Source organism: Variovorax sp. 05T418 (genome assembly GCF_056396385.1).
Genome location: NZ_JBFTLJ010000022.1, coordinates 39,568 through 66,441, shown reverse-complemented (window position 1 = coordinate 66,441; position 26,874 = coordinate 39,568). Strand labels below are relative to the sequence as shown.

General features: G+C 68.3%; 25 protein-coding genes. 11 read left to right on the top strand and 14 right to left on the bottom strand.

The annotated features are described in order from the left end of the window. Nucleotides 1–63: 63 nt before the first annotated feature. The 3 genes from AC1DMS_RS29270 (at nucleotide 64) to AC1DMS_RS29260 (ending at nucleotide 3,614) form a co-directional block, all read left to right on the top strand. Nucleotides 64–1,251, top strand: a complete 1,188-nt coding sequence (locus tag AC1DMS_RS29270) for a glycerophosphodiester phosphodiesterase (protein WP_478182072.1) — start codon at nucleotides 64–66, stop codon at nucleotides 1,249–1,251. A 66-nt stretch (nucleotides 1,252–1,317) separates the two neighbouring features. Next, complete coding sequence (locus tag AC1DMS_RS29265) at nucleotides 1,318–2,523, top strand: M20 aminoacylase family protein (RefSeq protein WP_012745496.1); 1,206 nt, start codon at nucleotides 1,318–1,320, stop codon at nucleotides 2,521–2,523. Further along, nucleotides 2,520–3,614 carry a M14 family metallopeptidase gene (locus AC1DMS_RS29260; protein ID WP_278875336.1) on the top strand — a complete coding sequence of 365 codons (1,095 nt, stop codon included), beginning with the start codon at nucleotides 2,520–2,522 and terminating at the stop codon, nucleotides 3,612–3,614. The genes AC1DMS_RS29265 and AC1DMS_RS29260 overlap by 4 nt, the downstream gene beginning before the upstream one ends. Here the strand turns inward: AC1DMS_RS29260 and AC1DMS_RS29255 are convergent. Then, nucleotides 3,611–4,735 (bottom strand): ABC transporter substrate-binding protein, encoded by a 1,125-nt coding sequence (locus AC1DMS_RS29255; RefSeq protein ID WP_418146533.1) that lies wholly within the window; start codon nucleotides 4,733–4,735, stop codon nucleotides 3,611–3,613. The two genes, AC1DMS_RS29260 and AC1DMS_RS29255, sit on opposite strands and share 4 nt — an antisense overlap. A 57-nt stretch (nucleotides 4,736–4,792) precedes the next feature. Here AC1DMS_RS29255 and AC1DMS_RS29250 point away from each other — a divergent pair, with 57 nt between their 5' ends. From AC1DMS_RS29250 to AC1DMS_RS29240, 3 genes are read left to right on the top strand one after another with little or no spacing between them, the layout of a single operon-like run. Continuing rightward, nucleotides 4,793–6,880, top strand: a complete 2,088-nt coding sequence (locus AC1DMS_RS29250; protein ID WP_478182071.1) for a molybdopterin-containing oxidoreductase family protein — start codon at nucleotides 4,793–4,795, stop codon at nucleotides 6,878–6,880. Further along, complete coding sequence (locus tag AC1DMS_RS29245; RefSeq protein WP_478182070.1) at nucleotides 6,877–8,031, top strand: aminopeptidase; 1,155 nt, start codon at nucleotides 6,877–6,879, stop codon at nucleotides 8,029–8,031. Before AC1DMS_RS29250 ends, AC1DMS_RS29245 begins: the two co-directional genes overlap by 4 nt. Next, the gene (locus AC1DMS_RS29240) at nucleotides 8,024–8,341 is read left to right on the top strand and encodes a polyhydroxyalkanoic acid system family protein (protein WP_012745501.1); all 318 of its coding nucleotides are present in this window, start codon (nucleotides 8,024–8,026) and stop codon (nucleotides 8,339–8,341) included. The genes AC1DMS_RS29245 and AC1DMS_RS29240 overlap by 8 nt, the downstream gene beginning before the upstream one ends. Before the next feature lie 12 nt (nucleotides 8,342–8,353). On the opposite strand, the gene AC1DMS_RS29235 is transcribed toward AC1DMS_RS29240, so the two are convergent. The 7 genes from AC1DMS_RS29235 to AC1DMS_RS29205 all read right to left on the bottom strand — a co-directional run bounded on the left by AC1DMS_RS29235 (nucleotide 8,354) and on the right by AC1DMS_RS29205 (nucleotide 16,906). Continuing rightward, a complete protein-coding gene (locus AC1DMS_RS29235) occupies nucleotides 8,354–9,094 on the bottom strand; it encodes an SDR family oxidoreductase (protein WP_478182069.1) in 741 nt (246 codons plus the stop codon). 235 nt (nucleotides 9,095–9,329) lie between these two features. Next, nucleotides 9,330–10,856: an FGGY-family carbohydrate kinase gene (locus AC1DMS_RS29230; protein WP_478182068.1), complete on the bottom strand. Its 1,527-nt coding sequence runs from the start codon at nucleotides 10,854–10,856 to the stop codon at nucleotides 9,330–9,332. After that, nucleotides 10,853–11,995, bottom strand: a complete 1,143-nt coding sequence (locus AC1DMS_RS29225) for an alcohol dehydrogenase catalytic domain-containing protein (RefSeq protein WP_478182067.1) — start codon at nucleotides 11,993–11,995, stop codon at nucleotides 10,853–10,855. Before AC1DMS_RS29225 ends, AC1DMS_RS29230 begins: the two co-directional genes overlap by 4 nt. A 148-nt stretch (nucleotides 11,996–12,143) precedes the next feature. Continuing rightward, complete coding sequence (locus AC1DMS_RS29220; RefSeq protein WP_478182066.1) at nucleotides 12,144–13,124, bottom strand: ABC transporter permease; 981 nt, start codon at nucleotides 13,122–13,124, stop codon at nucleotides 12,144–12,146. Between the two features lie 325 nt (nucleotides 13,125–13,449). Then, nucleotides 13,450–14,970 carry a sugar ABC transporter ATP-binding protein gene (locus AC1DMS_RS29215; RefSeq protein ID WP_478182065.1) on the bottom strand — a complete coding sequence of 507 codons (1,521 nt, stop codon included), beginning with the start codon at nucleotides 14,968–14,970 and terminating at the stop codon, nucleotides 13,450–13,452. A 12-nt stretch (nucleotides 14,971–14,982) separates the two neighbouring features. Then, the gene (locus AC1DMS_RS29210) at nucleotides 14,983–15,903 is read right to left on the bottom strand and encodes an ABC transporter substrate-binding protein (protein WP_436042232.1); all 921 of its coding nucleotides are present in this window, start codon (nucleotides 15,901–15,903) and stop codon (nucleotides 14,983–14,985) included. 112 nt (nucleotides 15,904–16,015) lie between these two features. Further along, nucleotides 16,016–16,906 (bottom strand): helix-turn-helix domain-containing protein, encoded by an 891-nt coding sequence (locus AC1DMS_RS29205; RefSeq protein ID WP_012745508.1) that lies wholly within the window; start codon nucleotides 16,904–16,906, stop codon nucleotides 16,016–16,018. A 279-nt stretch (nucleotides 16,907–17,185) separates the two neighbouring features. Between AC1DMS_RS29205 and AC1DMS_RS29200 the strand changes: the two genes are divergently transcribed. After that, the gene (locus AC1DMS_RS29200; protein WP_369664034.1) at nucleotides 17,186–18,424 is read left to right on the top strand and encodes a CaiB/BaiF CoA transferase family protein; all 1,239 of its coding nucleotides are present in this window, start codon (nucleotides 17,186–17,188) and stop codon (nucleotides 18,422–18,424) included. 10 nt (nucleotides 18,425–18,434) lie between these two features. On the opposite strand, the gene AC1DMS_RS29195 is transcribed toward AC1DMS_RS29200, so the two are convergent. The 6 genes from AC1DMS_RS29195 to AC1DMS_RS29170 form a co-directional block, all read right to left on the bottom strand. Beyond that, the gene (locus AC1DMS_RS29195; RefSeq protein WP_012745510.1) at nucleotides 18,435–18,692 is read right to left on the bottom strand and encodes an acyl-CoA-binding protein; all 258 of its coding nucleotides are present in this window, start codon (nucleotides 18,690–18,692) and stop codon (nucleotides 18,435–18,437) included. Between the two features lie 70 nt (nucleotides 18,693–18,762). Beyond that, entirely contained in the window at nucleotides 18,763–19,605 is an 843-nt protein-coding gene (locus tag AC1DMS_RS29190) for a tetratricopeptide repeat protein (protein WP_278880136.1), read from the bottom strand. Nucleotides 19,606–19,609: 4 nt separating this feature from the next. After that, the gene (locus tag AC1DMS_RS29185; protein WP_012745512.1) at nucleotides 19,610–20,323 is read right to left on the bottom strand and encodes a TetR/AcrR family transcriptional regulator; all 714 of its coding nucleotides are present in this window, start codon (nucleotides 20,321–20,323) and stop codon (nucleotides 19,610–19,612) included. Nucleotides 20,324–20,451: 128 nt separating this feature from the next. Further along, the gene (locus AC1DMS_RS29180) at nucleotides 20,452–20,955 is read right to left on the bottom strand and encodes a phasin family protein (protein ID WP_278880134.1); all 504 of its coding nucleotides are present in this window, start codon (nucleotides 20,953–20,955) and stop codon (nucleotides 20,452–20,454) included. Nucleotides 20,956–21,040: 85 nt separating this feature from the next. Next, entirely contained in the window at nucleotides 21,041–21,490 is a 450-nt protein-coding gene (locus AC1DMS_RS29175; protein ID WP_018903932.1) for an acyl-CoA thioesterase, read from the bottom strand. Between the two features lie 92 nt (nucleotides 21,491–21,582). Next, entirely contained in the window at nucleotides 21,583–22,482 is a 900-nt protein-coding gene (locus AC1DMS_RS29170) for a LysR family transcriptional regulator (RefSeq protein ID WP_436042238.1), read from the bottom strand. A gap of 142 nt (nucleotides 22,483–22,624) precedes the next feature. On the opposite strand from AC1DMS_RS29170, the gene gtdA reads away from it, so the two are divergent. The 4 genes from gtdA to AC1DMS_RS29150 all read left to right on the top strand — a co-directional run bounded on the left by gtdA (nucleotide 22,625) and on the right by AC1DMS_RS29150 (nucleotide 26,850). Further along, nucleotides 22,625–23,713, top strand: a complete 1,089-nt coding sequence (gene gtdA / locus AC1DMS_RS29165) for a gentisate 1,2-dioxygenase (RefSeq protein WP_478182064.1) — start codon at nucleotides 22,625–22,627, stop codon at nucleotides 23,711–23,713. A gap of 79 nt (nucleotides 23,714–23,792) precedes the next feature. Beyond that, complete coding sequence (locus tag AC1DMS_RS29160) at nucleotides 23,793–24,497, top strand: fumarylacetoacetate hydrolase family protein (protein WP_436042242.1); 705 nt, start codon at nucleotides 23,793–23,795, stop codon at nucleotides 24,495–24,497. Nucleotides 24,498–24,522: 25 nt separating this feature from the next. Continuing rightward, a complete protein-coding gene (locus AC1DMS_RS29155) occupies nucleotides 24,523–25,806 on the top strand; it encodes a 3-hydroxybenzoate 6-monooxygenase (RefSeq protein WP_478182063.1) in 1,284 nt (427 codons plus the stop codon). Nucleotides 25,807–25,860: 54 nt separating this feature from the next. Next, a complete protein-coding gene (locus AC1DMS_RS29150; RefSeq protein ID WP_436042246.1) occupies nucleotides 25,861–26,850 on the top strand; it encodes a Bug family tripartite tricarboxylate transporter substrate binding protein in 990 nt (329 codons plus the stop codon). Nucleotides 26,851–26,874 lie beyond the last annotated feature (24 nt).

Below are 26,874 nucleotides of genomic sequence, written 5' to 3'. Positions count from 1 at the left end.
CGGGCGCCCCGGCTGTCATGCGCTGCGGGTACGCTGCGCCTCTTTTGGATGGAGAAAAAGACGATGCGCACCGTTCACTTCGCCCTTGCCGCGACCGCCGCCCTTGGCCTGGCGGCCTGCACCACCATCGGTCCTGCCAACAAGCTGCTCACACTCGACGGCAACCCACCGCTGGTCATTGCGCACCGCGGCGCCTCGGGCTACCTGCCCGAAGAAACGCTCGAAGCCTATGCGCGCGCCATCGAACTGGGTGCCGACGTGATCGAGATGGACCTGGTCTCCACCAAGGACGGCGTGCTCATTGCCCGCCATGACCCCAACCTGGCCATCAGCACCGACGTGGCCAAACACCCGCGCTTCGCCTCGCGCAAGAAGACCATCAAGGTCGACGGCGAAACCCAGACCGGCTGGTTCAGCAACGACTTCACGCTGGCCGAGATCAAGACCCTGGGCGGCATTTCCACCGACCCCGAGCGCCCGCAGGAATTCAACGGCAAGTTCAAGATCCCCACCTTCCAGGAGATCATCGACTTTGCCAAGGCCAAGTCGAAGGAAACCGGCCGCACCATCGCGATCTACCCCGAGACCAAGAACCCGACCTACTTCCGCGAGCTGGGGCTGCCGCTGGAAGACAAGGTGATCGCCGCCATCAACGCTGCCGGCTGGAACAGCAAGACCGCGCCCATCTACGTGCAGTCCTTCGAGCCCGGCAGCCTCAAGTACATGAAGGCCAAGGGCCTGAACACCCGGCTCATCCAGCTGATCGACGGCGACAGCGTCGACCTGAAGACCGGCGCCGTGACCTTCGCCGTGCCGAGCGACCGCCCCTACGACTGGACCAAGGCCGGCGACAAGCGCAACTTCGACGCCATGGTCACGCCCGCGGGCCTGGCCGAGATCAAGACCTATGCCGACGGCATCGGCCCGTGGAAGCGCTACATCGTGAGCATCAAGGGCAGCATCGGCGCCGATGGCAAGCCGCTGGACGTCAACAAGGACGGCAAGATCAACGACGCCGACGCCACCTCGGTCTCGCCCACCACGCTCATTGCCGATGCGCACAAGGCCGGGCTCTTCGTGCACCCGTTCACCTTTCGAAACGAATCGCGCCGGCTCGCAGCCGACTACAACAAGGACGGCAGGAACGAGTACGCGGTCTACTACAAGCTGGGCGTGGACGGCGTGTTCACCGATTTCACCGACACGGCGATCGCCGCGCGCGCCGAGTACCTGAAGAGCATGGGACGCTGAACGCGACCTGGGGGTTTGCCCGGCACGGTCTTTGCGGAGGTTCTTTCAAAGCCTAGACTGTGTCCTATGAAACTCATCGATTCGCTCGTCACGCAGGCGGCCGGCATCGCCGCCGTGCGGCGTGACCTCCACGCCCATCCCGAACTCTGCTTCGAAGAAGTCCGCACCGCCGACGTGGTGGCAGGCAAGCTCACCGAATGGGGCATTCCCATCCACCGGGGCCTGGGCACCACCGGCGTGGTGGGCATCGTCAAGAACGGCACCAGCACTCGCGCCGTGGGCCTGCGCGCCGACATGGACGCGCTGCCCGTCACCGAGCTCAACACCTTCGCGCATGCCAGCAAGCACCACGGCAAGATGCACGCCTGCGGGCATGACGGCCACACGGCCATGCTGCTCGCGGCCGCGCAGCATCTTGCGAAGAACCGCAATTTCGACGGCACCGTCTACCTGATCTTCCAGCCGGCCGAAGAGGGCGGCGGCGGCGCGCGCGAGATGATCAAGGAGGGGCTGTTCGAGCAGTTCCCGATGGACGCCGTCTTCGGCATGCACAACTGGCCCGGCATGAAGGCCGGCCAGTTCGCGGTGAGCCCGGGGCCGGTGATGGCGTCGGGCAACAAGTTCTACGTCAACGTGATCGGCAAGGGCGGCCATGCCGCGCTGCCGCAGACCGGCATCGACCCGGTGCCGATCGCCTGCGAGATCGTGCAGGCCTTCCAGACCATCCTCACGCGCAAGATGAAGCCGACCGACTCGGCCGTGATCTCGGTCACCACCATCCATGCCGGCGAAACCAACAACGTGATCCCCGACAACTGCGAGCTGACGGGCACGGTGCGCACCTTCTCGATCGAGGTGCTCGACATGATCGAGTCGCGCATGCGCCAGATCGCCGAGCACATCTGCGCCGCGCACGATGCCACGTGCGACTTCCGCTTCGAGCGCTACTACCCGCCCACCATCAACACCGAGGCCGAGGCCAACTTCGCGCGCCGCGTGATGGGCGGGATCGTCGGCCCCGAGAACGTGCTGCGGCAGGAAGCCGCCATGACCTCCGAAGACTTCGCCTTCATGCTGCAGGCCAAGCCCGGCGCCTATGCCTTCATCGGCAACGGCGACGGCACGCACCGCGACGTGCACCACGGCGAAGGGCCCTGCACGCTGCACAACGCGAGCTACGACTTCAACGACGAGCTCATTCCGCTGGGCGCCACCTGCTGGGTGCAGCTGGCCGAGCAGTTCCTCGGCAAGCCCGGGGGAGCCGCGCCTTGATCGGCATCGGCGAGGCGTTTTCGCCGCGCTACGCCCAGGCCCGTCAGAAGTTCCTGCAGGCCTGCGTGAGCGCGGGCCTCGCGGCCCTGCCGCATGCGCATCCGGGCAAGGGGCGGGACGGCGAGGAGCTCTCGATGGACGTGGCGCTCGACGGCGCCGCGGACGCCGAGCGCCTGCTGATCGTCTCCAGCGGCTGCCACGGCGTGGAGGGCCACTGCGGCAGCGGCGTGCAGGTGTTCGCGCTGCACGACGCCGAATGGCGCGAGAAGGCCAGGGCGCAGGGCGTGGCGGTGCTCTACGTGCATGCGCTCAATCCGCACGGCTTTTCGTACGGCCGGCGCGTCACGCAGGAGAAGGTCGACCTGAACCGCAACTTCGTCGATTTCTCGCAGCCGCTGCCGGCCAACGAGCCCTACGCCAAGCTGCATCCGCTGCTGGTGCCCGAGAGCTGGCCGCCCACGCCCGAGAACGAGGCCGCCATCGAGAAATGGATAGCCAAGCATGGCGCCGAGGCCTACCAGGCGGCCGTCACCAGCGGGCAGTACCAGTTCGAGGACGGCCTGTTCTTCGGCGGCAAGGCGCCGGCCTGGAGCAACAAGACCTTGCGCGGCGTGCTGCGCCGGCATGCCGCCAGCGCGCGACGGCTGGCCTGGATCGACCTGCACACGGGGCTCGGGCCCAATGGCCTGGGCGAGCGCATCTTCGCCGGCCGCGACGACAAGGCCGCCTACGCGCGCGCCAATGCCTGGTGGGGCTCGCCCGCGGCGCCCGTCACCTCGATCTACGACGGTTCATCGAGCGCGGCGCTGCTGCGCGGGCTGATGTGGGACACCGCGCACCAGGAGTGCCCGCAGGCCGAATACACCGGCATCGCGCTCGAATACGGCACGCTGCCCATGCTCGAAGTGCTGGCCGCGCTGCGCGCCGACCACTGGCTGCACAAGCACCCCGAGGCGCCGGCCGACCTGGCCGCCGGCATCCGCGCGCGCATGCTCGAGGCCTTCTATACCGACACCGATGCCTGGCGCGGCCAGGTCGTGAGCCAGGCCAGGCAGGCGATGTTCCAGGCCGTGGACGGCCTCTGCAGCTAGGTCCGGACCCGCCCGTCCCCGGTCAGCATCGACAGCTCGACGAACTTCGATGCCACGTGGTTCTTGGCCGAGAACGACACCTCGAAACCGCCGAACTGCTGCCGGTCGATGCTTTCGAGGCCAGTGATGAGGCCGTCGCGCGAGGCCTTGCCCGGCGCGCGGCGCAGGCCCTCGGTCAGCACCTTGGCGGCAAGGTAGCCCTCCAGGCTCGAGAAATTGGCGCTCGCGCCGGCGCCGGCCTTCTTCACCGCCTCGCTGAATTCGCGCGTGATTGCATTGGCCGCGTTGTAGGGCGAAGGCACCACCTGCGTCACCATCACGCCCGCGCCCTCCTTGCCGAGCTCGTCGGCCAGCGCCTGGGTGCCCACGAAGGACACGTTGAAGAAGGTGCCGCCGTAGCCCGCCTTGCGCGCCTGGCGGATGAAGGCCGCGCAGGCCTTGTAGGCGCCCACCTGGACCACCGCGTCGGGCCGCGCCGCCGTGATGCTCTTCACCGCCGCGGCCACGTCGACCGAATTGCGCTCCACCGTGGCCAGCGCCACCGGCTTGAGCTCCTGCTGCGACAGCGCGAGCGTGACGCCGTCCAGGCCCGCCTTGCCGTAGGCGTCGTTCTGGTAGAAGACCGCGATCTTCTTCAGGCCCAGGTGCGTGAGCTGCTTCACGATCAGCGCGGTCTCGTCGTTGTACGAGGCGCGCAGGTGGAACACGTTCCTGTGGAAGGGTTCGCGCAGCGACATCGCGCCGGTGAAGGGCGCGACGAAAGGCACCTTCTCCTTCACCGCGAGCGGCAGCGCCGCCATGCTGGTGGGCGTGCCGATGTAGCCGAAGAGCGCGAACACGTCTTCCTCGATCAGCTTTTGCGTGTTGGCGGCGCAGCGGTCGGGCTCGTAGCCGTCGTCCAGGTTCTTGATGACCACGTTGCGCCGGCCGGCCTGGGCGTTGTACTGGTCCAGGAACAGCTTGGCGCCCTGGTGGAACTGGATGCCCAATTGCGCGGCCGGGCCGGTGAACGGTGCCGATTGGCCCAGCACCAGCGGCACGTCGCCCTGCGCCCGCGCCAACTGGAAGCCGCCGAGCGCCGCCGCGCCGGCGCCCAGGGAAAAATGTCTGCGATTGATCATGTGAAACCTCCTTTGCGCCTTGCCGCGCCTCTGCCTGGAAAACTTTAGACTTGCCGGATGGTCGATGCCCCGGTCTCTACAACTGCTGTTCTCCCCACCAACACTTCCACGGTCCTGGGCGCCTGTCCGCACGACTGTCCGGACACCTGCGCCCTGGTCACCACCGTCAAGGACGGCGTGGCCGTGAAGCTGCAGGGCAATCCGGCCCACTCGCACACCGCTGGCGTTCTCTGCACCAAGGTTTCGCGCTACATCGAACGCAACGACCACGCCGAAAGGCTCGTCCAGCCGCTTCGGCGGACCGGTCCCAAGGGCAGTGGCCAGTTCGAACCCGTCAGCTGGGACGCCGCTCTTGACGACATCGCCGCGCATCTCCGTGCATTACAGACAGATCCGGAAACAATTGTGCCTTATAGTTACGCAGGCACGATGGGCTTGGTGCAGGGCGAGTCGATGGATCGGCGTTTTTTCCACAAACTGGGCGCCACGCTGCTGGACCGCACGATCTGCTCCATGGCCGGTGGCGAGGCCATGGTCCATACCCTGGGCGCCAAGGCCGGCATGCGGATCGAGTTCTTCGCCGAGGCGAAGCTGATCCTGATCTGGGGCAGCAACTCCATTGCCAGCAACCTGCATTTCTGGCGCCACGCCCAGGCCGCCCGGCGCGCCGGTGCGCGGCTGGTGTGCATCGACCCGCGCAAGACCGAAACCGCCGACAAGTGCGACGAGCACATCGCCCTGCTGCCCGGCACCGACGCCGCGCTGGCCCTGGCGCTGATGCACGAGCTCATCGTGCACGGCTGGCTCGACCACGACTTCATCGCCAACCACACGCTCGGCTGGGAGCCGCTGAGAGAGCGCGCACTGCAATGGCCGCCCTCGCGCGCGGCTGCCGTGTGCGGCGTGCCCGAGGCGCAGATCGCGGCGCTGGCGCAGGCCTACGGCACCACCCGGCCGGCCGCGATCCGCCTGAACTACGGCATGCAGCGCGTGCGCGGCGGCGGCAACGCGGCGCGCGCCATCGCCTGCCTGCCCGCACTGGTGGGGTCCTGGCGCGACCGCGCGGGCGGGCTCCTTCTGAGCAGCTCGGGCCACTTTCCGGTCGACCGCGCCGCGCTGCAGCGCCCCGACCTGCTTGCGGGCCGCCAGCCGCGCACCATCAACATGAGCACCATCGGGGACGCGCTGCTCGACCAGGCAAGGCCGGTGAAGGCCATCGTGGTCTACAACAGCAACCCGGTCGCGGTGGCGCCCGAGTCGGGCAAGGTGGTGGCGGGCTTCGCGCGCGAAGACCTTTTCACCGTGGTGCTCGAGCAGTTCCGCACCGACACCGCCGACTACGCCGACTACCTGCTGCCCGCCACCACCCAGCTCGAGCACTGGGACATCCACACCAGCTACGGCCACACCGACGTGCTGCTGAACCGGCCCGCGGTGGCGCCGCGCGGCGAGGCGCGCAGCAATGCCTGGGTGTTCCGCGAGCTCGCGCGCCGCATGGGCTTCGACGAGCCCTGCTTCTCCGACGACGACGAGGCACTGTGCCGCAGCGCCTTTGCGCCGGGCGCCATCGACTACGCGCAGCTGCTGGAACAAGGCTTCACCAGCCTCAAGCTGCCCGAGGCGCCCTTTGCCGAAGGCCGCTTCCCGACGCCTTCGGGTCGCTGCGAGTTCTTCAGCGCGCGCCTGCAGGCGCAGGGCATGGACGGCCTGCCCGACCATGTGCCCAACTACGAGGCGGCCGGCAGCTCCAGCGAGTTTCCGCTGGCCATGATCTCGCCGCCGGCGCGCAATTTCCTCAACTCGACCTTTGTCAACGTGACCAGCCTGCGCGCCATCGAGGGCGAGCCGCTGCTCGAGATCCACGAGGCCGACGCGGCCGCCCGCGGCATCGAGGACGGCGCCATCGTCCGCGTCTTCAACAGGCGCGGCGAGCACCGCTGCCGCGCCGAGGTGTCGCGCCGCGCGCGGCCGGGCGTGGTGCACGGCATGGGCATCTGGTGGCGCAAGCTCGGCCTGGACGGCACCAACGTCAACCAGCTCACCAGCCAGCGCCTGACCGACATCGGCCGCGGGCCCACGTTCTACGACTGCCTGGTCGAAGTGGAGCGTATCGCTCCCTCTTCCTCTGGGAGAGAGCCGGGGTGAGGGCTGCCCCCGCATTCGCCCTGGCCGGCGCACTGCTGCTGCTCGGCGGCTGCGCCGACCTCGGCTACTACTGGCAGTCGGCCAGCGGGCACCTCGGCATCCTGCGGGTGGCCAAGCCGGTGCCCGAATGGCTTGCGGATCCCGCGGTTTCCGCGCCGCTGAAGGCCAAGCTCGAACTCGCGCAGCGCATCCGCCGCTTCGCCGTGACCGAACTGGCGCTGCCCGACAACGCCAGCTACACCTCGTACGCCGATCTGCACCGCCCCGCGGCGGTGTGGAACGTGGTGGCCGCGCCGCCCTATTCGCTCACGCTCAAGAGCTGGTGCTTTCCGGTGGCCGGCTGCGTGGGCTACCGCGGCTACTACGACGAGGCCGCCGCCCGGGCCGAGGCCGAGGCGCTGCGCGCCAAGGGCCTGGAAACGGCCGTGTACCCGGTGCCGGCGTATTCCACGCTGGGCTGGATGAACTGGGCCGGCGGCGATCCGCTGCTTTCCACCTTCATCGGCTACCCCGAAGGCGAGCTGGCGCGCATCGTGTTCCACGAGCTCGCGCACCAGGTGCTCTACGTGCCCGGCGACATCGTCTTCAACGAGTCGTATGCCACCGCGGTGGAGCGCATCGGCGGCGCGATGTGGCTGCAGCGCGAGGCCAGCGAGGCGGCACGCGGCGAGTACGCACGCTTCGACGGGCAGCGCCAGCAGTTTCGCGCGCTGGCCCTCGAGACGCGCCGCGCGCTCAACCAGGTGTACGAATCCGCCCAGGCCAAGGCCGGCGACTGGCCCGCGGTCGACGCCATGAAGAAGGCCGCGATGGACGCCTTTCGCGAGCACTACGCGATGCTGCGCGCGCAATGGCAGGGGCCGCGGCAGGGCGCCTACGACCTGTGGGTGGCGCGCGCCAACAATGCGGCTTTCGGCGCCCAGGGTGCCTACGACGACCTGGTGCCGGGCTTCGAGGCCCTGTTTGCGCGCGAGAATCGCAACTGGCCGCGCTTCTACAAGGCGGTGCGCCGCATTGCCGCGCTACCGACCATGGAAGAGCGGCGCAACGCATTGCAGACGGCCACGGGAATGCTGCAGACGCATTCCGGCCATGGCGGCAACAACGACAACAACAGCAGCAGCAGAAGCAACGGAGGCCACGGTGCCTGACATCCATATCGAAAGAAACCATGCACTCGGCATTGCCGGCGCCCGCGAAGTCGCACGCCAGTGGATCGAGCAGGTCGGGCAGGACTACGGCCTGGAATGCACCTACACCGAGGGCGAGGCCTGCGACGTCGCGCAGTTCAGCCGCGCAGGCATCGACGGCACGGTGGAGGTCACGGCCGACACGCTGACGCTGGAGGCGACGCTGGGTTTCCTGTTCAGCAGCTTCAGCGACCAGATCGAGCAGAAGATCTCGCGCAAGCTCGATGCTTTGCTGGCGTCGCCCGGCGGCGGCGGTGCCCGCTTCGCCTGAGCGGCCGTCAAGTCACACGATGGTGTAGCCGCCGTCCACCGGCAGCGCCGCGCCGCTGACCATCGAGGCGCCATCGGAGAGCAGGAACAGGATCGGCGCCACCACTTCGTCGACCTGCGCGAAGCGTCCCAGCGGAATGTTCCGGAGCGCCGCCGCGCTCTTGGCCGGATCGGCCCAGGCCTGCTCGGCCATGGGCGTGAGCGTGACGGTGGGGTTCACGCTGTTGACGCGGATGCCGTGCGGTCCGAGTTCAAGACACAGCGAGCGCGTGATGGCGTCCATGGCGGCCTTGGATGCGCAATAGCAAAGATGCGCATCGAGCGCGACCAGTGCCGCCTGGCTCGACACATTGACGATGCTGCCGCGCACGCCGGCCGCGATCATCGCCTTGGCGCAGCGCGAGGCGACCAGGGCTGCTGCGCGCGCGTTGACGGCCATCACGGCGTCGAAGCTTTCGGCCTGGACGTCGAGCGCCGGTTCGAGCAGTGCGATGCCGGCGCAGTTCACGACGAGGTCGAAGGCTGGCAGTGCTGCGAGTGCCCGTTCCAGTTTGGCTGGGTTGGCCACGTCGACGGTCAATGGGGTGCAGCCGGCTTCCGTGTGCAGTGTGTCGAGCGCGGCGGCGTTGCGGCCCACGGCGGTCACGGCTGCGCCTGATTGCGCGAGCCGCACGGCGACTGCACGGCCGATGCCGCTGCTTGCGCCGGTGACCAGTGCGCGCTGGCCTGAAAAATCGAAAGTTGTTGTTGTCATGGTGTTGCTGTCATGGATTGGGGCTTGTGTTCAGGGCCGGTGTTCAGAGCGCGTGCACAGATCACCGGGTACTCCCCTCCGCGAATGTCCCCCGGCCTGCGGCCTCCTCCTTGATTTCGCTGCGGGGAGCACCCGATGCTCTGTGCACTGGGCACGCCGCTGGTGTATCGCTGATCAACTAGTGCTCTGATCACGCTCCCGTCGGCGGGAGCGCGCCCTGAATGAATGGATGGATTCATTTCAGCCGATGCATCGCATCACGCAATGCCGGATAAAGCGACTTGTAGATATCGAAGCGCTCGCGATAAACAGCTTGCGCCGCCGCCCCGGGCCGCGCGCGTTCCACCAGCGTGACCCAGCCGCGTTCGGCAGTGGCCGCATCGACCAGCCCCGCGCCGAGCGCCGCGAGCATCGCTGCGCCGAGGGCCGCCTCGACCTCTTCCTCGATGGTGAACACCGGGTAACCCGTGACATCCGCCACGATCTGCATCCACAGGTCCGAATGCGCCGCGCCCCCGACCACGATCAGCCGGTCGTCCAGCGGCTGGCCGCTTTGCCGTCCGGCCTCGATGTTGTGCTGCAGCGCAAAGCTCACGCCTTCGAGCACCGCGCGGTACATGTGGGCGCGGCTGTGCGCGAGCGAGAGGCCGATGAAGGCGCCCTTGGCCTGCGCGTCCCAGATCGGGCTGCGCTCGCCCATCAGGTAGGGCAGGAAGACCAGGCCTTCGGCGCCGGGTGGCACCTCGATGGCCTTGCGCTCGATCAGTGCGTGCGCATCCTCGCCGGTGCGCGCGGCCTCGGCCACCTCGGCCTGGCAGAAGGCCTCGCGGAACCACGTGACGGCCGCGCCCGCGGTGATCGCACCGCCGAACACATAGCTGCGGTCGGCGCCGCGGTAGACGTGCGGCATCGTGATGAGTTTGTGGCGCGCATCCACCGTCGGGCTCACGAAGCCCCAGCACATGCTGGTGCCGATCATCGCCACGTGGTCGCCGCTGCCGGTGACGCCCGCACAGAAGGTGGCCACGGCCGCATCGACGCCACCGCCCATCAGCGGCATGCCTTCGGCGAGGCCGAGCTTCGCGGCCCATTCGGCGCTCAGGCCGCCCACCACCTCGCTCGATTCGACCAGGCGCGGCGGCATCATGCGCGCCGGAATGCCCAGCATGCCGAGCGCCTCGTGGGACCAGCCGCGCTGCGCCGCGTCGTACACGCCGCCGATGTTGCCGGCCGAGCTGTGGTCCACCGCGAGCTCGCCGCTCAAGCGCCAGTTGACGTAGCTGTTGGGCGGCAGGAACCAGCGCGTCTTCGCCCAGACCTCGGGCAGGTGCTCGCGGATCCACAGCATCTTGGTGAAGCCGTAGTAGCTGTCGACGCCGTTGCCGGTGATCGCCTGCAGGCGCGCGACGTCGACGTTCGCGTTCACCGCATCGACCTCGGCGGTGGCGCGGCGGTCCATCCAGATCAGGCAGGGGTGCAGCGGCTGCATCGCCTCGTCGACCGGGATGCCCGCGCCGCCGTACAGGCTGCTCACGCACATCGCGGCGATCTCCGTTGCAGCGATGCCGCTCTTCGCCACGCAGGCGCGCACGCTCTCGCACACCGCGTCGAACCACACATCGCAGTCCTGCTGCGCCCACAGCGGCCTGGGCGTGTCGGGCTGGTAGGCCACGCTCGCCTGCGCATGCACCTTGCCGTCGGTGCCGGCCAGCAGGCACTTGGTGCTCTGCGTGCCGATGTCGACGCCGATCACGTATTTCATGATGATGTTGTTGCCCGCGGCTGCGGCTTGAGCAGCACCTTGATGGAATCGAGCGAGTTTGCCAGCGCGAAGGCGCGTTCCCATTCGGTCAGCGGAAAATCGTGCGTCACGATGCCCTTCGAGGTGACGAGGCCGCGCGCCAGCAGGTCGATGGCAATCGGGTAGCAGTAGGGCCCCAGGTGCGCGCCGCGCACGTCGAGCTCCTTGCGGTCGCCAATGATCGACCAGTCGGCGCTGGTCTCCGAGCCGAACACGCTGAACTCGACGAAGCGGCCGAGCTTGCGGATCATCTCCAGCCCCTGCGTCACGCCGATGGGCGCGCCGGTGGTCTCGATGTACACGTCGCAGCCGTAGCCTTCGGTCAGGCCCTTGACGATGGCGTCGGCGTTCTCGGTCCTGGCGTCGATCGTCACGTCGGCGCCAAACTTTTTGGCCAGTGCGAGCCGCTCGGGCACGAGGTCGATCACGATCAGCTTCTTCGGCGTCTTCAGGTGCGCGGCCTGCACCATCATCAGCCCGAGCGGGCCGGCGCCGGCAATCACCACCACGTCGTCCAGCTGGATGTCGCCGCGGTTCACCGTGTGGATCGCGCACGAGAGCGGCTCGATGATGGCCGCGTCTTCCAGCGAGATGCCGTCCGGGATCTTGTGCACGCGCGAGGTCGGCGGCAGCCGCATGTAGTCGGCCATGCCGCCGTCGGCCACGATGCGCTGGAAGCCGAAGATGTTGTGCACCTCGCACATCCAGTATTTGCCCGAGGTGCAGAAGCGGCACTTGCCGCAGGGCACGATCTGCTCGGCGATCACGCGGTCGCCTTTCTCCACCCCAAAGTGCTCGGCCGCGCCTTCGCCGAGCGCTTCGACATACCCGAAGAATTCATGGCCGGGAATCACCGGCGCCTTGACCCACGAAGGCTGGCCGTCGCCGCCCCAGAACATCTTCGCGCCCGAGTGGCACTTGCAGTCGGAGGCGCAGATGCCGCAGGCCGCAATGGAGATCAGCAGTTCGTTCGGGCCGATGCTGGGCATCGCGACGGTTTCGAGCCGGTAGTCCTTGGGGCCGTGGCAGACGACGGCCTGCATGGCGGCGAGTTGGCCGATGGCGCCCGATGCGCCGGGCTGGAGCTTTTGATAAGACATGGGTTCCTTGTGGTCAGGGGGTGTTGGAAATTTCTCCCTCCCCTTCCGGGGGAGGGCCGGGGTGGGGGCAAGCGGCGCTTCCAGGCACGCTCTGCCTGCCCCCATCCCAGCCTTCCCCCGGAAAGGGAAGGAGCAAGGCAGAAGAGGGTCAGCGTTTTGCCTCGCGGCTGATGAAGATCGCGAGCAGCACGATCCCGCCCTTGATGATCAATTGCAGGTACGGCGACACGCCGATCATGTTGAGCCCGTTGTTCAGCACGCCCAGCAGCAACGCACCGACCAGCGTGCCGACGATCGCGCCGCGGCCGCCGGCAATGGACGTGCCGCCCATCACCACCGCCGCGATCGCGTCGAGCTCGAAGCCCACGCCCACGCCGGGCTGCCCGCTGGTCACGCGCGCCGCCTGCACGATGCCTGCGACGGCGGCGGTGAAGCCGCTCAGCGCATACACGAGCAGCTTGTAGCGCGACACGCGCACGCCCGAGAGCCGCGTCGCTTCCTCGTTGCCGCCGATGGCATACACGTAGCGGCCGAAGGGCGCCATGTTGAGCAGCACGTATGCCACGAGGTAGGTGGCCAGCATGATGAGGATGGGCACCTTGATGCCCGCGAGCACGCCGCCGCCGAGGAGGGCGAACGAGTCGGGCAGTCCGTCGATGGGGTAGCCGCCGGTGTAGATGAGCGCAATGCCGCGCGCGATGCCCATGGTGGCGAGCGTCACGATGATGGGCGGCATGCGCAGGTAGGCCACGCAGTAGCCGTTGAAGAGGCCGATCACCACGCCGACGGCGAGGCCGAGCGGCACGGCGAGCACCGGCGGCAGCCCGAACTGCACCATCATCCCCGAGGCGAGCGTGCCGGAGAGCGCCACCACCGCGCCCACCGAAAGATCGATGCCGCCGGTGAGGATGGCGGCGGTCATGCCGACCGCGATGATGGCGTTGATCGACGACTGCAGCGCGATGTTCTGCAGGTTGCCCCAGGACAGGAAGTTGTCGGTCGCGGCGATCATGAAGACCGAGATCGCTACCAGTCCGACCAGTGGGAGGAAGGCGGTCGAGCGGCGCAATTGGGTGAAGAGTCCTCCATCGGGTGCTGGCGGTGTCGGGTGGGTGGCGGTTGCGTTCATTTCAGGTGCTCCATGGCGCATTGCTGGAAGACAGGGGCGCTGTTGTTCTTGGCGCTGTTGTTCAGGGCGTGTGCACAGATCACCGGGTACTCCCCTCCGCGAATGTCCCCCGGCCTGCGGCCTCCTCCTTGATTTCGCTGCGGGGAGCACCCGATGCTCTGTGCACCTGGGCACGTCACTGGTGTACCGCTGATCGACCAGTGCTCTGTCCAACGTTCCCGTCGATGGGGTGCCTTGCGCAGCGAAATAAAGGAGGAGCGCGAAGCGCGGGGGACATTCGCGGAGCAAGGTACCCCGTCGGCGGGAACGCGCCCCGAAGCGGCAGTCATTGCAAACCCCCGGACGAAGTAGCGTGCCGCATGATGTCCCCCGAATTGATCGCATCGCCCTCGAGCGTGGCCACGATGGCGCCGCCCGAGAACACCGCCACGCGGTCGCACATGCCGACGATCTCGGGCAGCTCGCTCGAGATCATGATGATGGCCTTGCCCTGCTGCGTGAGTTCGCGCATCAGGCCGTAGATCTCGGCCTTGGCGCCCACGTCGATGCCGCGCGTGGGCTCGTCGAAGATCAGCACCTCGCTCGCGTGGCCGAGCCAGCGCGCGATCACCACCTTCTGCTGGTTGCCGCCCGACAGCGTGGCCACGCGCGTCTCGATGCCCGGCGCCTTCACGCCCACGCGTTTCGAGAGCTCGGCGGCCGATTGCCTTTCCGACTTCTGGCTCACGAGCCCCGCGCGCCTGTGGCGGCCGAGATTGTTCATCGAGATGTTGAAGCGGACCGTGAAGTCGGTGATCAGCCCCTCGACCTTGCGGCTCTCGGGCAACAGGCCGATGCCGTTCGCGAGCGCCTGCGTCGGATCGTTCAAGCGAACGGGCCGGCCGTTGCGCAGCACCGTCTTGCGGTGCGCGCGGTCGGCGCCCATCATGCCCAGCGCAAGCTCGGTGCGGCCCGAGCCCACCAGCCCTGCAAAGCCGAGGATCTCGCCTTCATGCAGCTCGAAGCTGTTCACCGGCCCGCCCTTGGCGAGCTGGATCTCGGGCACCTCGAGCACCTTGCGCCCGCGCGGTGCGGGCTGCGGCTTGGGCGGAAAGCTGTGCTCGATCCTGCGGCCAACCATCATCTCGACCAGCGCATCCACATCGGTCGCGCCCACCTCCGCATGCCCCGCGTTGGCGCCGTCGCGCAGCACGCTGATGCGGTCGCACACCTCGAAGATCTCGTCCAGGTGGTGCGAGATGAAGATCATCGCCACGCCCCTGGCACGCAGCTCGCGCATGATCCTGAACAGGTGGCCGGCCTCGTTGGGCGTGAGCGTGGCGGTGGGCTCGTCGAGCACCAGCAGCTTCGCGTCGAGCGACAGCGCCTTGCCGATCTCCACGAACTGCTGCTGCGCCACCGAGAGCCGGCAGATCGGCACGCCAAGGTCGATCTGCACGCCCAGCTCGTCGAAGAGCTGCTGCGCCGAACGCTTCATCGCGGCCCTGTTCATCAGCCCGAAGCGGTTCGTCAGGTAGCGGCCCAGGAAGATGTTCTCCACCGCGTTCATGTACGGCACCAGGCTGAACTCCTGGAAGATGATGCCGATGCCCGCCGCGATCGCGTCGGCATAACCCGCGAAGCTGCGCTCGCTGCCCTCGATGAAGATGCGCCCCTCGTCGGCCTGGTAGATGCCGCCGAGGATCTTCATCAGCGTCGACTTGCCCGCGCCGTTCTCGCCGAGCAGCGCATGCACCTCGCCCTTGCGGATCGAGAGGTCGATGCCCGAGAGCGCCTTCACGCCCGGAAAGCGCTTGGACACGCCTTCCAGCCGGAGCATCTCTTCTGGTGCAGAGGAGGAGGCCATGGCCGGTGCCGGTTACCAGCTGAAGGTCTTCGCGCCCTCGGCGTCGATCAGCTTCACGTCCACCGGCACCGCGGCCGGCACGTTGGCGCCCCACTTCTTGGCCAGCGCGATGCCGATCGCCAGGCGGATCTGGTCGCGCGGGTACTGCGCGGTGGTGGCAATGAACTTCGAGCCCGGCTTCTGCATCGCCTTGATGGCTTCGGGCGCGCCGTCCACGCTGGCGAGCTTCACGTCCTTGCCGCTGGCCTCGATGGCCGCGAGCGCGCCCATCGAGCCGCCGTCGTTCACGCTGAAGATGCCCTTTAGGCCCTTGTTGGCCTGCAGGATGTTCTCGGTGACCGTGAGCGCGGTGGCGCGCTCCTGCTTGCCGTTCTGCGTGCTCACCACCTTGATGCCGGGGTACTTGGCCAGCGCTTCGCGGCAGCCCTTCACGCGCTCCAGGATCGGCACCACCGGAATGCCGTCGAGGATGGCCACGTCGCCTTTCTCGCCGATGCTCTTGGCAAGGTATTCGCAGGCGAGGCGGCCCGCGTCGGTGTTCTTCGAGCCCACGAAGGAGTCGACCGGACCCTGCGCGTTGGCATCCACCGCCACCACGATCAGTCCCGCCTTCTTGGCCGAGCGCACGGCCGACTGCACGCCGGTGGAGTCGGTCGGGTTCAGCAGCAGGATGTCGATCTTCTTCTGGATCATGTCCTCCACGTCGCCGATCTGCTTGGCCACGTCGTGCCGCGCATCGGTGGTGACCACGGTCGCGCCGATGCTGGCCGCGGCCTCTTCGAGCGCCTGCTTCATCGTCACGAAGTAGGGGTTGTTGAGTTCCTGGAAGGTCATGCCGATGCGCAGCGGCTGCTTCGGTGCCTGCGCCTGTGCGGCGGAGGTACCGAAGGCCAGGGCGGCGGCGAGGGCGGTGGCTTTGAGGATGTTCTTCATGGTGGCTGTCTCCTGGAGGTTGTCTCTGTTTGAAAAACGCTGGCAAAGGGTCGCCCCGCGCGGCGCCCGTGCGCCACGCCAGAGACGACGTGGGGGGAACTCGGGACGCGCGCTAGGGCGGGCTGGCGGCGCGCGATGCGGCGGCCTGCATGCGATGGAAATTGCGGAACTTGGTCGGCGGCATGCGCTTGTGCAGCAGGAACTGCCGGTTGAAGTTCGACACGTTGTTGAAGCCCACGTCCATGCAGACGTCGAGCACCGGCTTCTCGCTGCTGGTGAGCAGCTCGCAGGCGCGGCTGATGCGCAGCCGGTTCACGTAGCGCACGAACGACTGGCCCGTGTGCTTGCGGAAGGCGCGCGAGAACGCGCTCGGGCTCTGGCCCACCAGTTCGGCCAGCATCGGCTCGCGCAGGTCGTCGCCCAGGTTGGCTGCGATGTGCGCGAGCACGTTGTTGATCGCATGCGACATGAAGGCCTTGGGGTCGGGCTTGAACGCGGGGCTCGCGAGCCGCTGGCGGTCCTGGCTGTCCGCCAGCAGCTCGAGCAGCGAGAGCAGCAGGATCACGCGGCGCAGCCCGCGCGCCTCCAGCAGCGATTCCATCAGCGGCTTGGCGGCCGCGGCGGTCTCGGCCGGGAAGAGCAGGCCCGAACCCGATTCGGCCAGGAGCGGCGCGATGCGCTCGAACTCGGGAAAGGTGGCCGCCATGTTCTTCGCCAGCCCGGCCGGAAACTGGATCACGATGCCGCGCCGCTCCACGCTCTGGCCCGCGGGCACGTCGCTGATCCAGTTGTGCGGCAGGTCGGGACCCATGAGCACGAGGTTGCCGGGCTCGAAGTGGCCGACGTGGTCGCCCACGAAATACACGCCCCGGGTCTCGACGATCAGCTGGATCTCGTACTCGGGGTGGAAATGCCAGCGTACCGTGCGATACGGATAGCCGTGCGCCCAGGCGGTGAACGATTCGTCACCGCGGACTTCGACGATTTCCAGATCGGGTTGCATGGACGGTTGGTTCCTTTTGCTTGTCTCGGAGCGCACTGTACGAATCGCCCCGGGCGCCAACAACCAGAGATGGCGCCCGAAATTGATACTTTTTTGACCTTTGTGCAAGCCTGCCGGCCAGGGCATTGCATCGCAGCAAAGCCCTTTCTCCTCGGGAGAGAGGCCGTGCCGCGCGGCGATTGCTGCACCGCCGCAAGACCGCCGCGCGCCGCATCAAGAATTCATAGGTGTTTTCCCGCCCCGCAAAGGCCGGGCGGCGGCACGGCACACTCTGGCGCCATGACGAACACCTCTTCTCCTCCCCCGGCCGCGGGCCCGCTGGCCGGCCTCAAGGTTGTCGAGCTCGGGCAGCTGATCGCCGGGCCTTTCGCGGCGCGCACGCTGGCCGACTTCGGCGCCGAGGTCATCAAGATCGAGCCGCCGGGCGCGGGCGATCCGCTGCGCACCTGGCGGCTCTTGAAGGACGGCACCTCGGTGTGGTGGCAGGTGCAGTCGCGCAACAAGCGTTCGCTCGCGCTCGACCTGCGCCAGGCCGAGGCGCAGGCCGTGGTGCGCCAGCTGGCCGCCGAGGCCGACGTGCTGGTCGAGAACTTCCGCCCCGGCGCGATGGAAGGCTGGGGCCTCGGACCCGGCGAGCTGCTGGCCGCCAACCCCGCGCTCGTGATGCTGCGCATCAGCGGCTACGGCCAGACCGGCCCCTACCGCGACCGGCCGGGCTTCGGCGTGGTGGCCGAGGCCATGGGCGGGCTGCGCCACCTCACGGGCGAGCCCGGCCGCGTGCCGGTGCGCGTGGGCGTGTCCATCGGCGACACGCTGGCCTCGCTGCATGGCGTGATCGGCGTGCTGATGGCGATGCAGCACCGCCATGCCACCGTCAGCGCCGAGTATCCGAAGGGCCGGGGCCAGGTGGTCGACGTGGCGCTCTACGAGGCGGTCTTCAACTGCATGGAGAGCCTCTTGCCCGAGTACAGCGCGTTCGGCGCGGTGCGCGAGGCGGCCGGCAGCGCGCTGCCCGGCATTGCGCCGACCAACGCCTACCGCTGCGCCGACGGCGGCTACGCCATCGTCGCGGGCAACGGCGACAGCATCTTCCGCCGGCTGATGGCGTGCATCGGCCGGCCCGATCTCGCGGCCGATCCGTCATTGGCTGGCAACACGGGCCGGGTGGCGCAGGTGGAAATGCTCGATGCCGCCATCGGCGAGTGGACGGCAGCGCGCACGGTGGACGAGGTGCTCGCCGCGCTCGATGCGGCGCAGGTGCCGGCCGGCCGCATCTACACCATTGCCGACATCGCGGCCGACCCGCACTACGCCGCGCGCGGCATGCTGCAGCAGGTGCACATGCCGGACGGCAGCACGCTCGCGGTGCCCGGCTTCGTGCCCAAGCTCTCGCTCACGCCGGCCAGCCACCGGCGCAGCGCGCCCGCGCTGGGCGCGGACACCGATGCGGTCCTGAAGGAGATCGGCCTGAGCGCCGAGCAGATCGCCGCGCTGCATGCGCGCGGGATCGTCGGCTGAGCGCTGCGGCTCAGGCGCGCAGCGATTCGATCAGGTCGATGTACTTCTGCTTCGCCTCGTCGGCGCCGAGGCCCTTTTGCGCGGTCCAGGCGTCCCACTTGGCACGCGCGACGATGTCGCTGAAGCTCGGCTTCTTGGCCGTGTTGTCGCCTTCGGTGGCCTGCTTGAAGAGGCCGTAGATCTTGAGCAGCGTGGGGTTGTCGGGGCGCTCCGGCAGCAGCTTGGAATTGGCCTGGGCGGCTTCGAAGAGGGCGTTGAGATCAGACATGGCGGTCGGATTGAAAAGCGGGAAACCCGCATCTTAAAGTGCGCGGTACCCGCGGGTACCAAGGCGCGGCTCAGTCCGACAGCCCGGCCCGCGCCAGTTCCACGTCGAGCCGTTCCTTGGCATCCGCCGGCTTCAGCGCGGCGGCCTTCTCGTAGAGCTGCGTGGCCTCGCCCAGGCGCGCGTCGCCGTGCAGCATGAGCAATGCGCGGCCGTATTCCATCAGCGCGCTGGGCGAATGGGGGTGCAGCTCGAGGCCGCGCTCGAACAGCTCGACCGACATTTCGGCGCGCACGCCGTAGGTCATGCGGCCGACCAGCGCGCCCACCTTGTCGATCACCTCGGCGTGGAAGGCGGCCAGCGCGATGTGCGCATCGGCATGCTGCGGCTGCAGCTCGATCACGCGCTCCAGCGCCCCCTTGAGCTTGCTGCCGAGGCCCTGCGCCAGCGCGCGCGCCACGCTGATGCCCTGGCTGTAGCGCCCGAGCGCATAGGCCTGCCAGTAGAGCGCGTGGCAGTTGTCGGGCTCGGCGCCGACTTGCGCGGCGGCGCGTTCGATGACCTGGCGGAACATCGAAAGCCGCACCGATTCGCGCGGCTCCAGGTAGTTGGCATAGACGGCGGTGGCCTGGTTGGCCAGCACCAGGCCCTCCGGCCCGTGCGCCAGGCCGAGCGCGGCGGCGCGCTCGAACTCGCCGTTGTGATAGAGCGCCCAGCCATCGGCCAGCGGATGCCCGCTTGGCGGCGGCGGCAGCGCGTGGCCCGCGTGCAGCCGCGGCCAGTGCGGCAGCAGGCTGTGCGCGTCGTAGCGCGGCAGGTCGGCGTAGGGCAGCGGTGTCCAGGATTGCGCAGCAGCCGCCGCGGCAACCGGGCTGGCGGACATCAGCGAGAGCGGCTTGAAATCTGGATGGGACATGGCGTTAGCGGGCCTCGGCTGCCAAATCGGCGCTGGCCTGCGCAGGCCGCGCGCTTGCGGAATCATCGCCGCTGTAGGCGTTGCTCAGTGTCAGCAAATGCCGCCGCTGCTCGCCTCCGAGATACGGCGCGAGCAGGTGCAGCGTGTGCTGGCCGCCGCGCATCAGCGCGCCCTGGGCATGCGCGGGTTCGAGCGCCTCGCGCGGATTGCGCACGTACTCGTAGCTGAGCCAGTAGGTCAGCACCACCACCATGCTCTGGGCGAGGGTGTCGACCTCGTGCACGTCGATGTCCAGGTGACCGGCCCGGCTGAGCCCGGCGATCAGCATGCGGATCGCGCGGGTCTTGTTCTTGAGCACCAGCTGGAACTGCGTTTCCAGGTGCCGGTTCTTGCTCAGCAGGTCGTTCAGGTCGCGGTAGAGGAAGCGGTAGCGCCAGATCAGCTCGAACAGGCTGTGCATGAAGAACCAGGCGTCTTCCACATCGTGCACGCCTTCGCTGGCATGCAGCAGCTCGTTGAGCTCGGCCTCGTAGCCTTCGTAGAGCTTGTTGATCAGCTCTTCCTTGGCGGGGTAGTGGTAGTAGAGGTTGCCGGGGCTGATGTTGAGCTCGCCCGCCACCAGCGTGGTGGAGACGTTCGGCTCGCCGAAGCGGTTGAACAGCTCGAGTGCGGCTTCGAGGATGCGTTGCGCTGTGCGGCGTGGCGCCTTCTTGGCCATGTCAGTCCCCGTTTTTTATCTCTTGGGGACACTCTAGCCTATGTGCACTGCACCATGAATGCGCCAGCGCAATGTTTTGCGGCGGCGCGTGTTGTGCACCGCCGCAAAAACGGGGCTCCAGGAGGCGTTCAGCCGGGCTTGCTGCTGCTGCCGCGCCGCACGGCCTTCTTGGCGGCGGTGGCAGGTGCTGCGCTACGGCCCGCGGTCTTGCGGCTCGCGCTGCGCGCCGGGGCGGCGCTCTTGCCCGGGCGGCGCTGCAGCTCGGCCTCGAGCGCGGCCACGCGGGCCTGCAGCGCGGCGTGCTCGGCGGCCGAGGGCACGCCCAGCTTTTCGAGCGCGCGCGCCACGCGCTCTTCGAAGATGTTCTCGAGCTTGCCCCATTGGCCCGCGGCCTTGGTGCCGAACTCGTTCGCAAAGCCGGCCATGCGCGTCTGCGCCTGCGCAAGGGTTTCCTCGGCAGCCTGCTGGGTCTTCTTCTGCAGGCCGGCGCCGTCCTTCACCAGCGCCTCGAAGGCCTTGCTGCCTTCCTGCTGCATCTTGGCGAAGGCGCCAAGCCCGGCCAGCCAGATCTGCTGGGCCGAGTCCTTGATGCGGTCGGAGCCCTTGTTGCCGTCGTCGTCCTGGGTAGCCATGGTGCGAAATGTTCCTGTGAAACCAACGAGCGACTCTAGCCGCTCGGCCCGCTCGTTTTTAGAGCTTTGTATCTATGGCCACGGGCTAAACCGTGGCTCCCGCGGCGCGGCTGGCGTCCAAATGGGTTTTCGCCCGTTCGGCCAGCGCCATTTCGCCCGGCGTGCCCGGCACGAAGGGCTGCACCGGCAGCGGCCGGCCGTGCGAGTCGACCGAGACGAAGACGATCAGGCATTCGGTGGTCTTGTCCATGGTGCCGCCCTTCATGTCGCCGCTGCGCACCTCGACCGAGATGTTCATGCTGGTGGTGCCGGTGTAGGCCAGCCGGGCCTCGACCTCGACCAGGTCGCCGATCATGATCGGGTGGTGGAAGCGGATGCTGCCGATGAAGGCCGTCACGCAGTAGCGCTTGGCCCAGCTGGTCGCGCAGGCGTAGCCGGCCTCGTCGATCCATTTCATGACGGTGCCGCCGTGGACCTTTCCGCCGAAGTTGACGGTGCTGGGCTCGGCCAGGAATCGAAGGGTGATGGAGGACATGCGCCGCCTTTGTGTGGGCCGTGGATGGGGTTCCGATTATGCGAGCGAGCGCCCACCGCGGCGCGCGCCGCCGGTCGGCGCGGCACGCACGCTCAGCCGCCGCCGCCGAACAGCTCCGCCAGCGTGCGCCGCAGCCAGGCATTGCCGGCGTCCGCATGGAAGCGCTCGTGCCAGTGCTGCTTGACGGCATAGGCGGGCAGCTCGAAGGGCGGCTCCAGCAGCTTCACCGGCTCCTGCGTGGCCAGCACCTTGCCGAGGATGCTGGGCACGATCACGATCAGCTCCGTGTGCGCCACGATGCGCGCCACGCTCAGGAAGCTCGACAGGCTGGCCACCACATTGCGCCGGAGCCCCAGCCGCGCGATGGTCTTGTCGACGATGGCGTGGCCGGTGCCCGACGAGGCCACCACCGCATGCGCCTCGCTCTCGAAGCGCTTGCGCGTGAGCCGCTCGCCGATGCGTGGATGGTTGCGCGCGGCCAGGCAGACGAAGTTCTGCATGAACAGCGTCTGCTGGTAGAAGCCCGCGTCCAGCTGCGGCATGAAGCCCACCGCCAGGTCCACCGCGCCGTCCTCGAGCCGGCGTCCGCTTTCGGTGGAGATGATCTCGGTCTCGATGCGCACCCCCGGCGCGGTGCGCCGCAGGTGGTCGAGCAGGCCGGGCAGCAGCACCACCTCGCTGATGTCGGTCATGCAGATGCGGAAGCTGCGCGCCGCGCTCGCGGGCTCGAAGCTCGCGCGCCCGCCCTTGGCCCGGTTGAGCCGGTCGAGGATGTCGAGCATCAGCGGCTGGATCTGCCGCGCATAGGGCGTGGGCTCCATGCCGCGCGAGGTGCGCACGAACAGCTTGTCGCCGAAATGCGTGCGCAGCCGCGCCAGCGCGGTGCTGGCCGCCGACTGCGAAAGGCCGAGCCGCACGGCCGCGCTCGACACGTTGGCCGTCTTGTAGACCTCGTCGAACACCAGCAGCCATTCGAGATCGAGCTGGGCCATGGAACATCTCCTTTTGCGGCGACCACTATCAAGAAACAAGATCGGGCCTATCGCCAGGGACCCATTGCGCCAATAGTAGTACCGGCGGAAGATCAGCGTTCCCCCGGAGACAACCGCCGCACGACGGCCGGAACCGCTGCCCATGAACCCCACCGCCCAGAAACCCGCCGTCCCGGCGCCTGCCAATGCCGCGGAGCGCCGCAACTACTACGAGCGCATCCGCCCGCTGCACCTCACGCCGCTGTGGGAGTCGCTGCATGCGCTGGTGCCGCGCGAGCCCGCCACGCCCTGCGTGCCGGCGCTCTGGCGCTACGACGAGATCCGCCCGCTGCTGATGGAATCGGCCGCGCTCATCACCGCCGAGGAAGCGGTGCGCCGCGTGCTCGTGCTCGAGAACCCGGCGCTGCCCGGCAACTCGTCGATCACGCAGTCGATCTACGCGGGCCTGCAGCTCATCATGCCGGGCGAGGTCGCGCCCTCGCACCGCCACGTGCAGTCGGCGCTGCGCTTCATCGTCGACGGCAAGGGCGCCTACACCACGGTGGGCGGCGAGCGCACCACCATGTACCCGGGCGACTTCATCATCACGCCTTCGTGGGCCTGGCACGACCACGGCAACGAGGGCATTGGCGGCACCGTGGAGCCGGTGGTCTGGCTCGACGGGCTCGACATTCCGATGCTGCGCTTCTTCGACGCCGGCTTTGCCGAGAACCACGACGCCAAGGTGCAGCACGTGGCGCGCCCCGAGGGCAACAGCCTCGCGCGCTTCGGCCACAACATGGTGCCGGTGCGCCACGACCACGCATCGCCCACCTCGCCGATCTTCAACTACCCCTATGCCCGCAGCCGCGAGGCGCTGGCCCTGCTGCAGAAGCAGGAAGCGCCCGATGCCTGGCTGGGCCACAAGCTGCGCTACATCAACCCGCTGACGGGCGGCGCGCCGATGCCCACCATCGGCACCCAGTTGCAGCTGCTGCCCCGGGGCTTCGCGGGCAAGGCGCACCGCGCCACCGACGGCACCGTCTACAGCGTGGTCGAAGGCCGCGGCATTGCCGAGATCGCGGGCCAGCGCTTCGAGTTCGGCCCGCGTGACACCTTCGTGGTGCCTTCGTGGGCGCCGCTGCGCCTTTCGGCGCCCGGCGAGGAGGTGGTGCTCTTCAGCTTTTCGGACCGTCCCGTGCAGCAGGCCATGGGCATCCTGCGCGAAGCCTTTCTCGACGAAGACGCCTGAAAACCGTCCGCATTTTTTCTTTCTTTCTTTCTTCTCTTGTTGTCTTGACCCTGTGCCGCCGCGCGCGGCAGGAGCCCACATGTCCTTCGTCTTCACGCCTCCTTCCATCGTCGGCCTGCCCATCGTGGGTTCGAGCGAGCTGTTCCCGGTGCGCCGGGTCTACTGCGTGGGCCGCAACTACGCGGCGCATGCGCGCGAGATGGGCTTCGATCCCGACCGCGAACCGCCGTTCTTCTTCTGCAAGCCCAACGACGACGCCTCGGTGGTGCCGGTGGCCGAAGGCGAGACCGGCGCCATTCCCTATCCGCCGCTCACGAGCAACTACCACTACGAAGCCGAGCTCGTCGTGGCCATCGGCAAGGGCGGCAAGGACATTGCGGTGGAGCAGGCGGCCAGCCACATCCACAGCTACGCCGTGGGCCTGGACATGACGCGGCGCGACCTGCAGATGAAGATGCGCGAAGCCGGCCGGCCGTGGGAAATCGGCAAGGCCTTCGACTTCTCGGCGCCCATCGCACCGCTGCGCACGCTGGCCGAGGTGGGCGAGATCAACGCCGGCGCCATCAGGCTCGAGGTCGACGGCCAGGTGCGCCAGAACAGCGACATCACGCACCTGATCTGGTCGGTCAACGAAGTGATCGCCAATCTCTCGACGCTCTTCACGCTGCAGCCCGGCGACCTGATCTTCACGGGCACGCCCGAAGGCGTGGGCGCGGTGAAGCCCGGCCAGACGCTCAAGGTGAGCATCGACAAGCTGCCTTCGCTCACCATGCGAATCGACTGAGCAGGCGCAGCGCAGAGGCCCCGCGATGAGCACATCTCTCCCGAAGAATCCCCCCACCGTGCTGCTTGTCGGCGGCGGCATCGGCGGCATGGCGGCCGCGCTGGCGCTTGCGCGGCTCGGCGTTTCCATCGACCTGCTCGAGCAGAGCGCCACCATCGGCGAGATCGGCGCCGGCCTGCAGCTCGGCCCCAACGCCTTCGCGGCGCTCGATGCGCTCGGCGTGGGCGAGGCGGTGCGCCGCAACTCGGTCTTCACCGACCGGCTCGTGATGATGGATGCGGTCGACTGCGGCGAAGTGGCCTCGGTGCCCGTGGGCGAAGCCTTCCGTGCGCGCTTCAGGAACCCGTATGCGGTGAGCCACCGCGCCGACCTGCACGGTGCCATCCACGAGGCCGTGAAGCAGCATCCGCTGATCCGCTTCCACACCTCGGCGCAGGTCGAATCGCTCGACATCGGCGCAGGCGGCGCGAAGGGCGTGGTCGCCACCACGCGCGACGGCCGGCACTTCAAGGCCGATGCGATCGTGGGCTGCGACGGCGTCAAGTCCGTGGTGCGCGCCAGGCTGGTTGGCGACGAGGCGCGCGTCTCGGGCCACGTGGTGTACCGCGCAGTGGTGCCGGTGGCCGACATGCCGGCCGACCTGCGCTGGAATGCGCCCGTGGTCTGGGCCGGTCCCAACTGCCACCTGGTGCACTATCCGCTGCGCCATGGCGAGCAATACAACCTGGTCGTCACCTTCCACAGCCGCGAGCAGGAAGAGTGGGGCGTTTCCGAGGGCAGCAAGGAAGAAGTGCTGTCCTACTTCGAGGGCGTGCATGCGCGCCCGCGCCAGCTGCTCGACCGGCCCAGCTCGTGGCGGCGCTGGAGCACGGCCGACCGCGATCCGGTGGCGCGCTGGAGCGACGGCCCGGCCACGCTGCTGGGCGATGCCGCGCATCCGATGATGCAGTACCTGGCGCAGGGCGCCTGCATGGCGCTGGAGGACGCGGTCACGCTGGGCGCCGCGGTGCAGGCCTGCGATTTCGACATGCCGGCCGCCTTCAAGCTCTACGAGGCCGCGCGCATTCCGCGCACCGCCCGCGTGGTGCTGTCGGTGCGCGAGATGGGCCGGCTCTATCACGCCAAGGGCGTGGAGCGGCTGGTGCGCAACAGCCTCTGGGTGGGCCGCACGCCCGAACGCTTCTACGATGCGGTCGAGTGGCTCTATGCCTGGCGGCCCGAGCATTGCCTGGACGACGCGCCGCAGCCGCTGCTGCGCCCCGCCGCGGTGCCCGGCGCCGAGGCAGCCGCCGTGCTTTCGCCGCACTGAGCGGACGGGTTTCTTTCATCATCACTATTCGAGGCCGCAGGCCCAGGAGACAACATGACTTTTTCACCACGCGCATTGCGGGCGGGCATCCTGGCCCTGGTGTCGCTGGCCGCCACCACCGGCGCGCTGGCGCAGGCCGGCGACTATCCGAACAAGCCGGTCACGCTGGTCACGCCCTTCGCGGCCGGCAGCGGGCCCGACGCGGTGCTGCGGCTGGTCTCCGACAAGCTCTCGCGCCTCTGGAACCAGCGCGTGCTGATCGACAACCGGCCGGGCGGCGGCGGCTTCATCGCGATCGACCAGGCGCGGCGCGCGGCGCCCGACGGCTACACGCTGCTGCAGCTCGACAGCGAGCACATCGCGGCGCTGCCGCACCTGTACAAGTCGCGCAACTTCGTGACGCTGCAGCACTTCGATCCCGTGGCCTCGCTGTTCCGCACGCCCTTCTTCGTGGCGGTGTCGAGCGAGTCGAAGTGGAAGAACATGGGCGACCTGATCGCGGCCGCCAAGGCGAGCCCCGACGCCATCGTCTACGGCTCCTGGGGCGTGGGCAGCCCGGGCCACCTGGGCGCGCAGCAGCTGGAGGCGCTCACCGGCATCCGCATGCGGCATGCGCCGTTCCGCGAGGTGTCGCAGCTGTTCTCCAACGTGGGCACGGGCGAAGTGCCGTGGAGCTTTGCCAGCATTCCGTCGAGCCAGGGCATCTACAAGGCCGGCAAGCTGCGCTACCTGGCCATTGCCGCGCCCAGGCGCATTCCGCAGATGCCCGAGGTGCCGACCATGGCCGAGGCCGGCGGGCCGGCCTCGCTGGAGGTCAACTCCTTCGTCTCGCTGCTCGCGCCCAAGGGCGTGCCGGCGGCGGTCAAGGCAAAGATCAACGCCGACGTGGCCAAGGTCATTGCCGACCCCGAGATCCGCGCGCGCTTCGACACCTTCGCCTTCGAGCCGCTGGCCTGGTCGCCCGAGGAGATCGAGCGCAACGCCGAGGCCAAGTCCAAGGTCTATGGCGAGCTGGTGCGCCGCGGCAACATCAGCCTCGACTAGCGGCCCTCATTACCATTACGTTTT

Coding starts and splice junctions, on each gene's coding strand:
- AC1DMS_RS29155 (WP_478182063.1), top strand. CDS start 24,523: ATGAGCACATCTCTCCCGAAGAATCCCCCCACCGTGCTGCTTGTCGGC.
- AC1DMS_RS29235 (WP_478182069.1), bottom strand. CDS start 9,094: ATGACAACAACAACTTTCGATTTTTCAGGCCAGCGCGCACTGGTCACC.
- AC1DMS_RS29225 (WP_478182067.1), bottom strand. CDS start 11,995: ATGTCTTATCAAAAGCTCCAGCCCGGCGCATCGGGCGCCATCGGCCAA.
- AC1DMS_RS29180 (WP_278880134.1), bottom strand. CDS start 20,955: ATGGCTACCCAGGACGACGACGGCAACAAGGGCTCCGACCGCATCAAG.
- gtdA (WP_478182064.1), top strand. CDS start 22,625: ATGAACCCCACCGCCCAGAAACCCGCCGTCCCGGCGCCTGCCAATGCC.
- AC1DMS_RS29215 (WP_478182065.1), bottom strand. CDS start 14,970: ATGGCCTCCTCCTCTGCACCAGAAGAGATGCTCCGGCTGGAAGGCGTG.
- AC1DMS_RS29255 (WP_418146533.1), bottom strand. CDS start 4,735: ATGATCAATCGCAGACATTTTTCCCTGGGCGCCGGCGCGGCGGCGCTC.
- AC1DMS_RS29205 (WP_012745508.1), bottom strand. CDS start 16,906: ATGCAACCCGATCTGGAAATCGTCGAAGTCCGCGGTGACGAATCGTTC.
- AC1DMS_RS29160 (WP_436042242.1), top strand. CDS start 23,793: ATGTCCTTCGTCTTCACGCCTCCTTCCATCGTCGGCCTGCCCATCGTG.
- AC1DMS_RS29250 (WP_478182071.1), top strand. CDS start 4,793: ATGGTCGATGCCCCGGTCTCTACAACTGCTGTTCTCCCCACCAACACT.
- AC1DMS_RS29270 (WP_478182072.1), top strand. CDS start 64: ATGCGCACCGTTCACTTCGCCCTTGCCGCGACCGCCGCCCTTGGCCTG.
- AC1DMS_RS29195 (WP_012745510.1), bottom strand. CDS start 18,692: ATGTCTGATCTCAACGCCCTCTTCGAAGCCGCCCAGGCCAATTCCAAG.
- AC1DMS_RS29230 (WP_478182068.1), bottom strand. CDS start 10,856: ATGAAATACGTGATCGGCGTCGACATCGGCACGCAGAGCACCAAGTGC.
- AC1DMS_RS29265 (WP_012745496.1), top strand. CDS start 1,318: ATGAAACTCATCGATTCGCTCGTCACGCAGGCGGCCGGCATCGCCGCC.
- AC1DMS_RS29210 (WP_436042232.1), bottom strand. CDS start 15,903: ATGAAGAACATCCTCAAAGCCACCGCCCTCGCCGCCGCCCTGGCCTTC.
- AC1DMS_RS29220 (WP_478182066.1), bottom strand. CDS start 13,124: ATGAACGCAACCGCCACCCACCCGACACCGCCAGCACCCGATGGAGGA.
- AC1DMS_RS29190 (WP_278880136.1), bottom strand. CDS start 19,605: ATGTCCCATCCAGATTTCAAGCCGCTCTCGCTGATGTCCGCCAGCCCG.
- AC1DMS_RS29185 (WP_012745512.1), bottom strand. CDS start 20,323: ATGGCCAAGAAGGCGCCACGCCGCACAGCGCAACGCATCCTCGAAGCC.
- AC1DMS_RS29200 (WP_369664034.1), top strand. CDS start 17,186: ATGACGAACACCTCTTCTCCTCCCCCGGCCGCGGGCCCGCTGGCCGGC.
- AC1DMS_RS29150 (WP_436042246.1), top strand. CDS start 25,861: ATGACTTTTTCACCACGCGCATTGCGGGCGGGCATCCTGGCCCTGGTG.
- AC1DMS_RS29170 (WP_436042238.1), bottom strand. CDS start 22,482: ATGGCCCAGCTCGATCTCGAATGGCTGCTGGTGTTCGACGAGGTCTAC.
- AC1DMS_RS29175 (WP_018903932.1), bottom strand. CDS start 21,490: ATGTCCTCCATCACCCTTCGATTCCTGGCCGAGCCCAGCACCGTCAAC.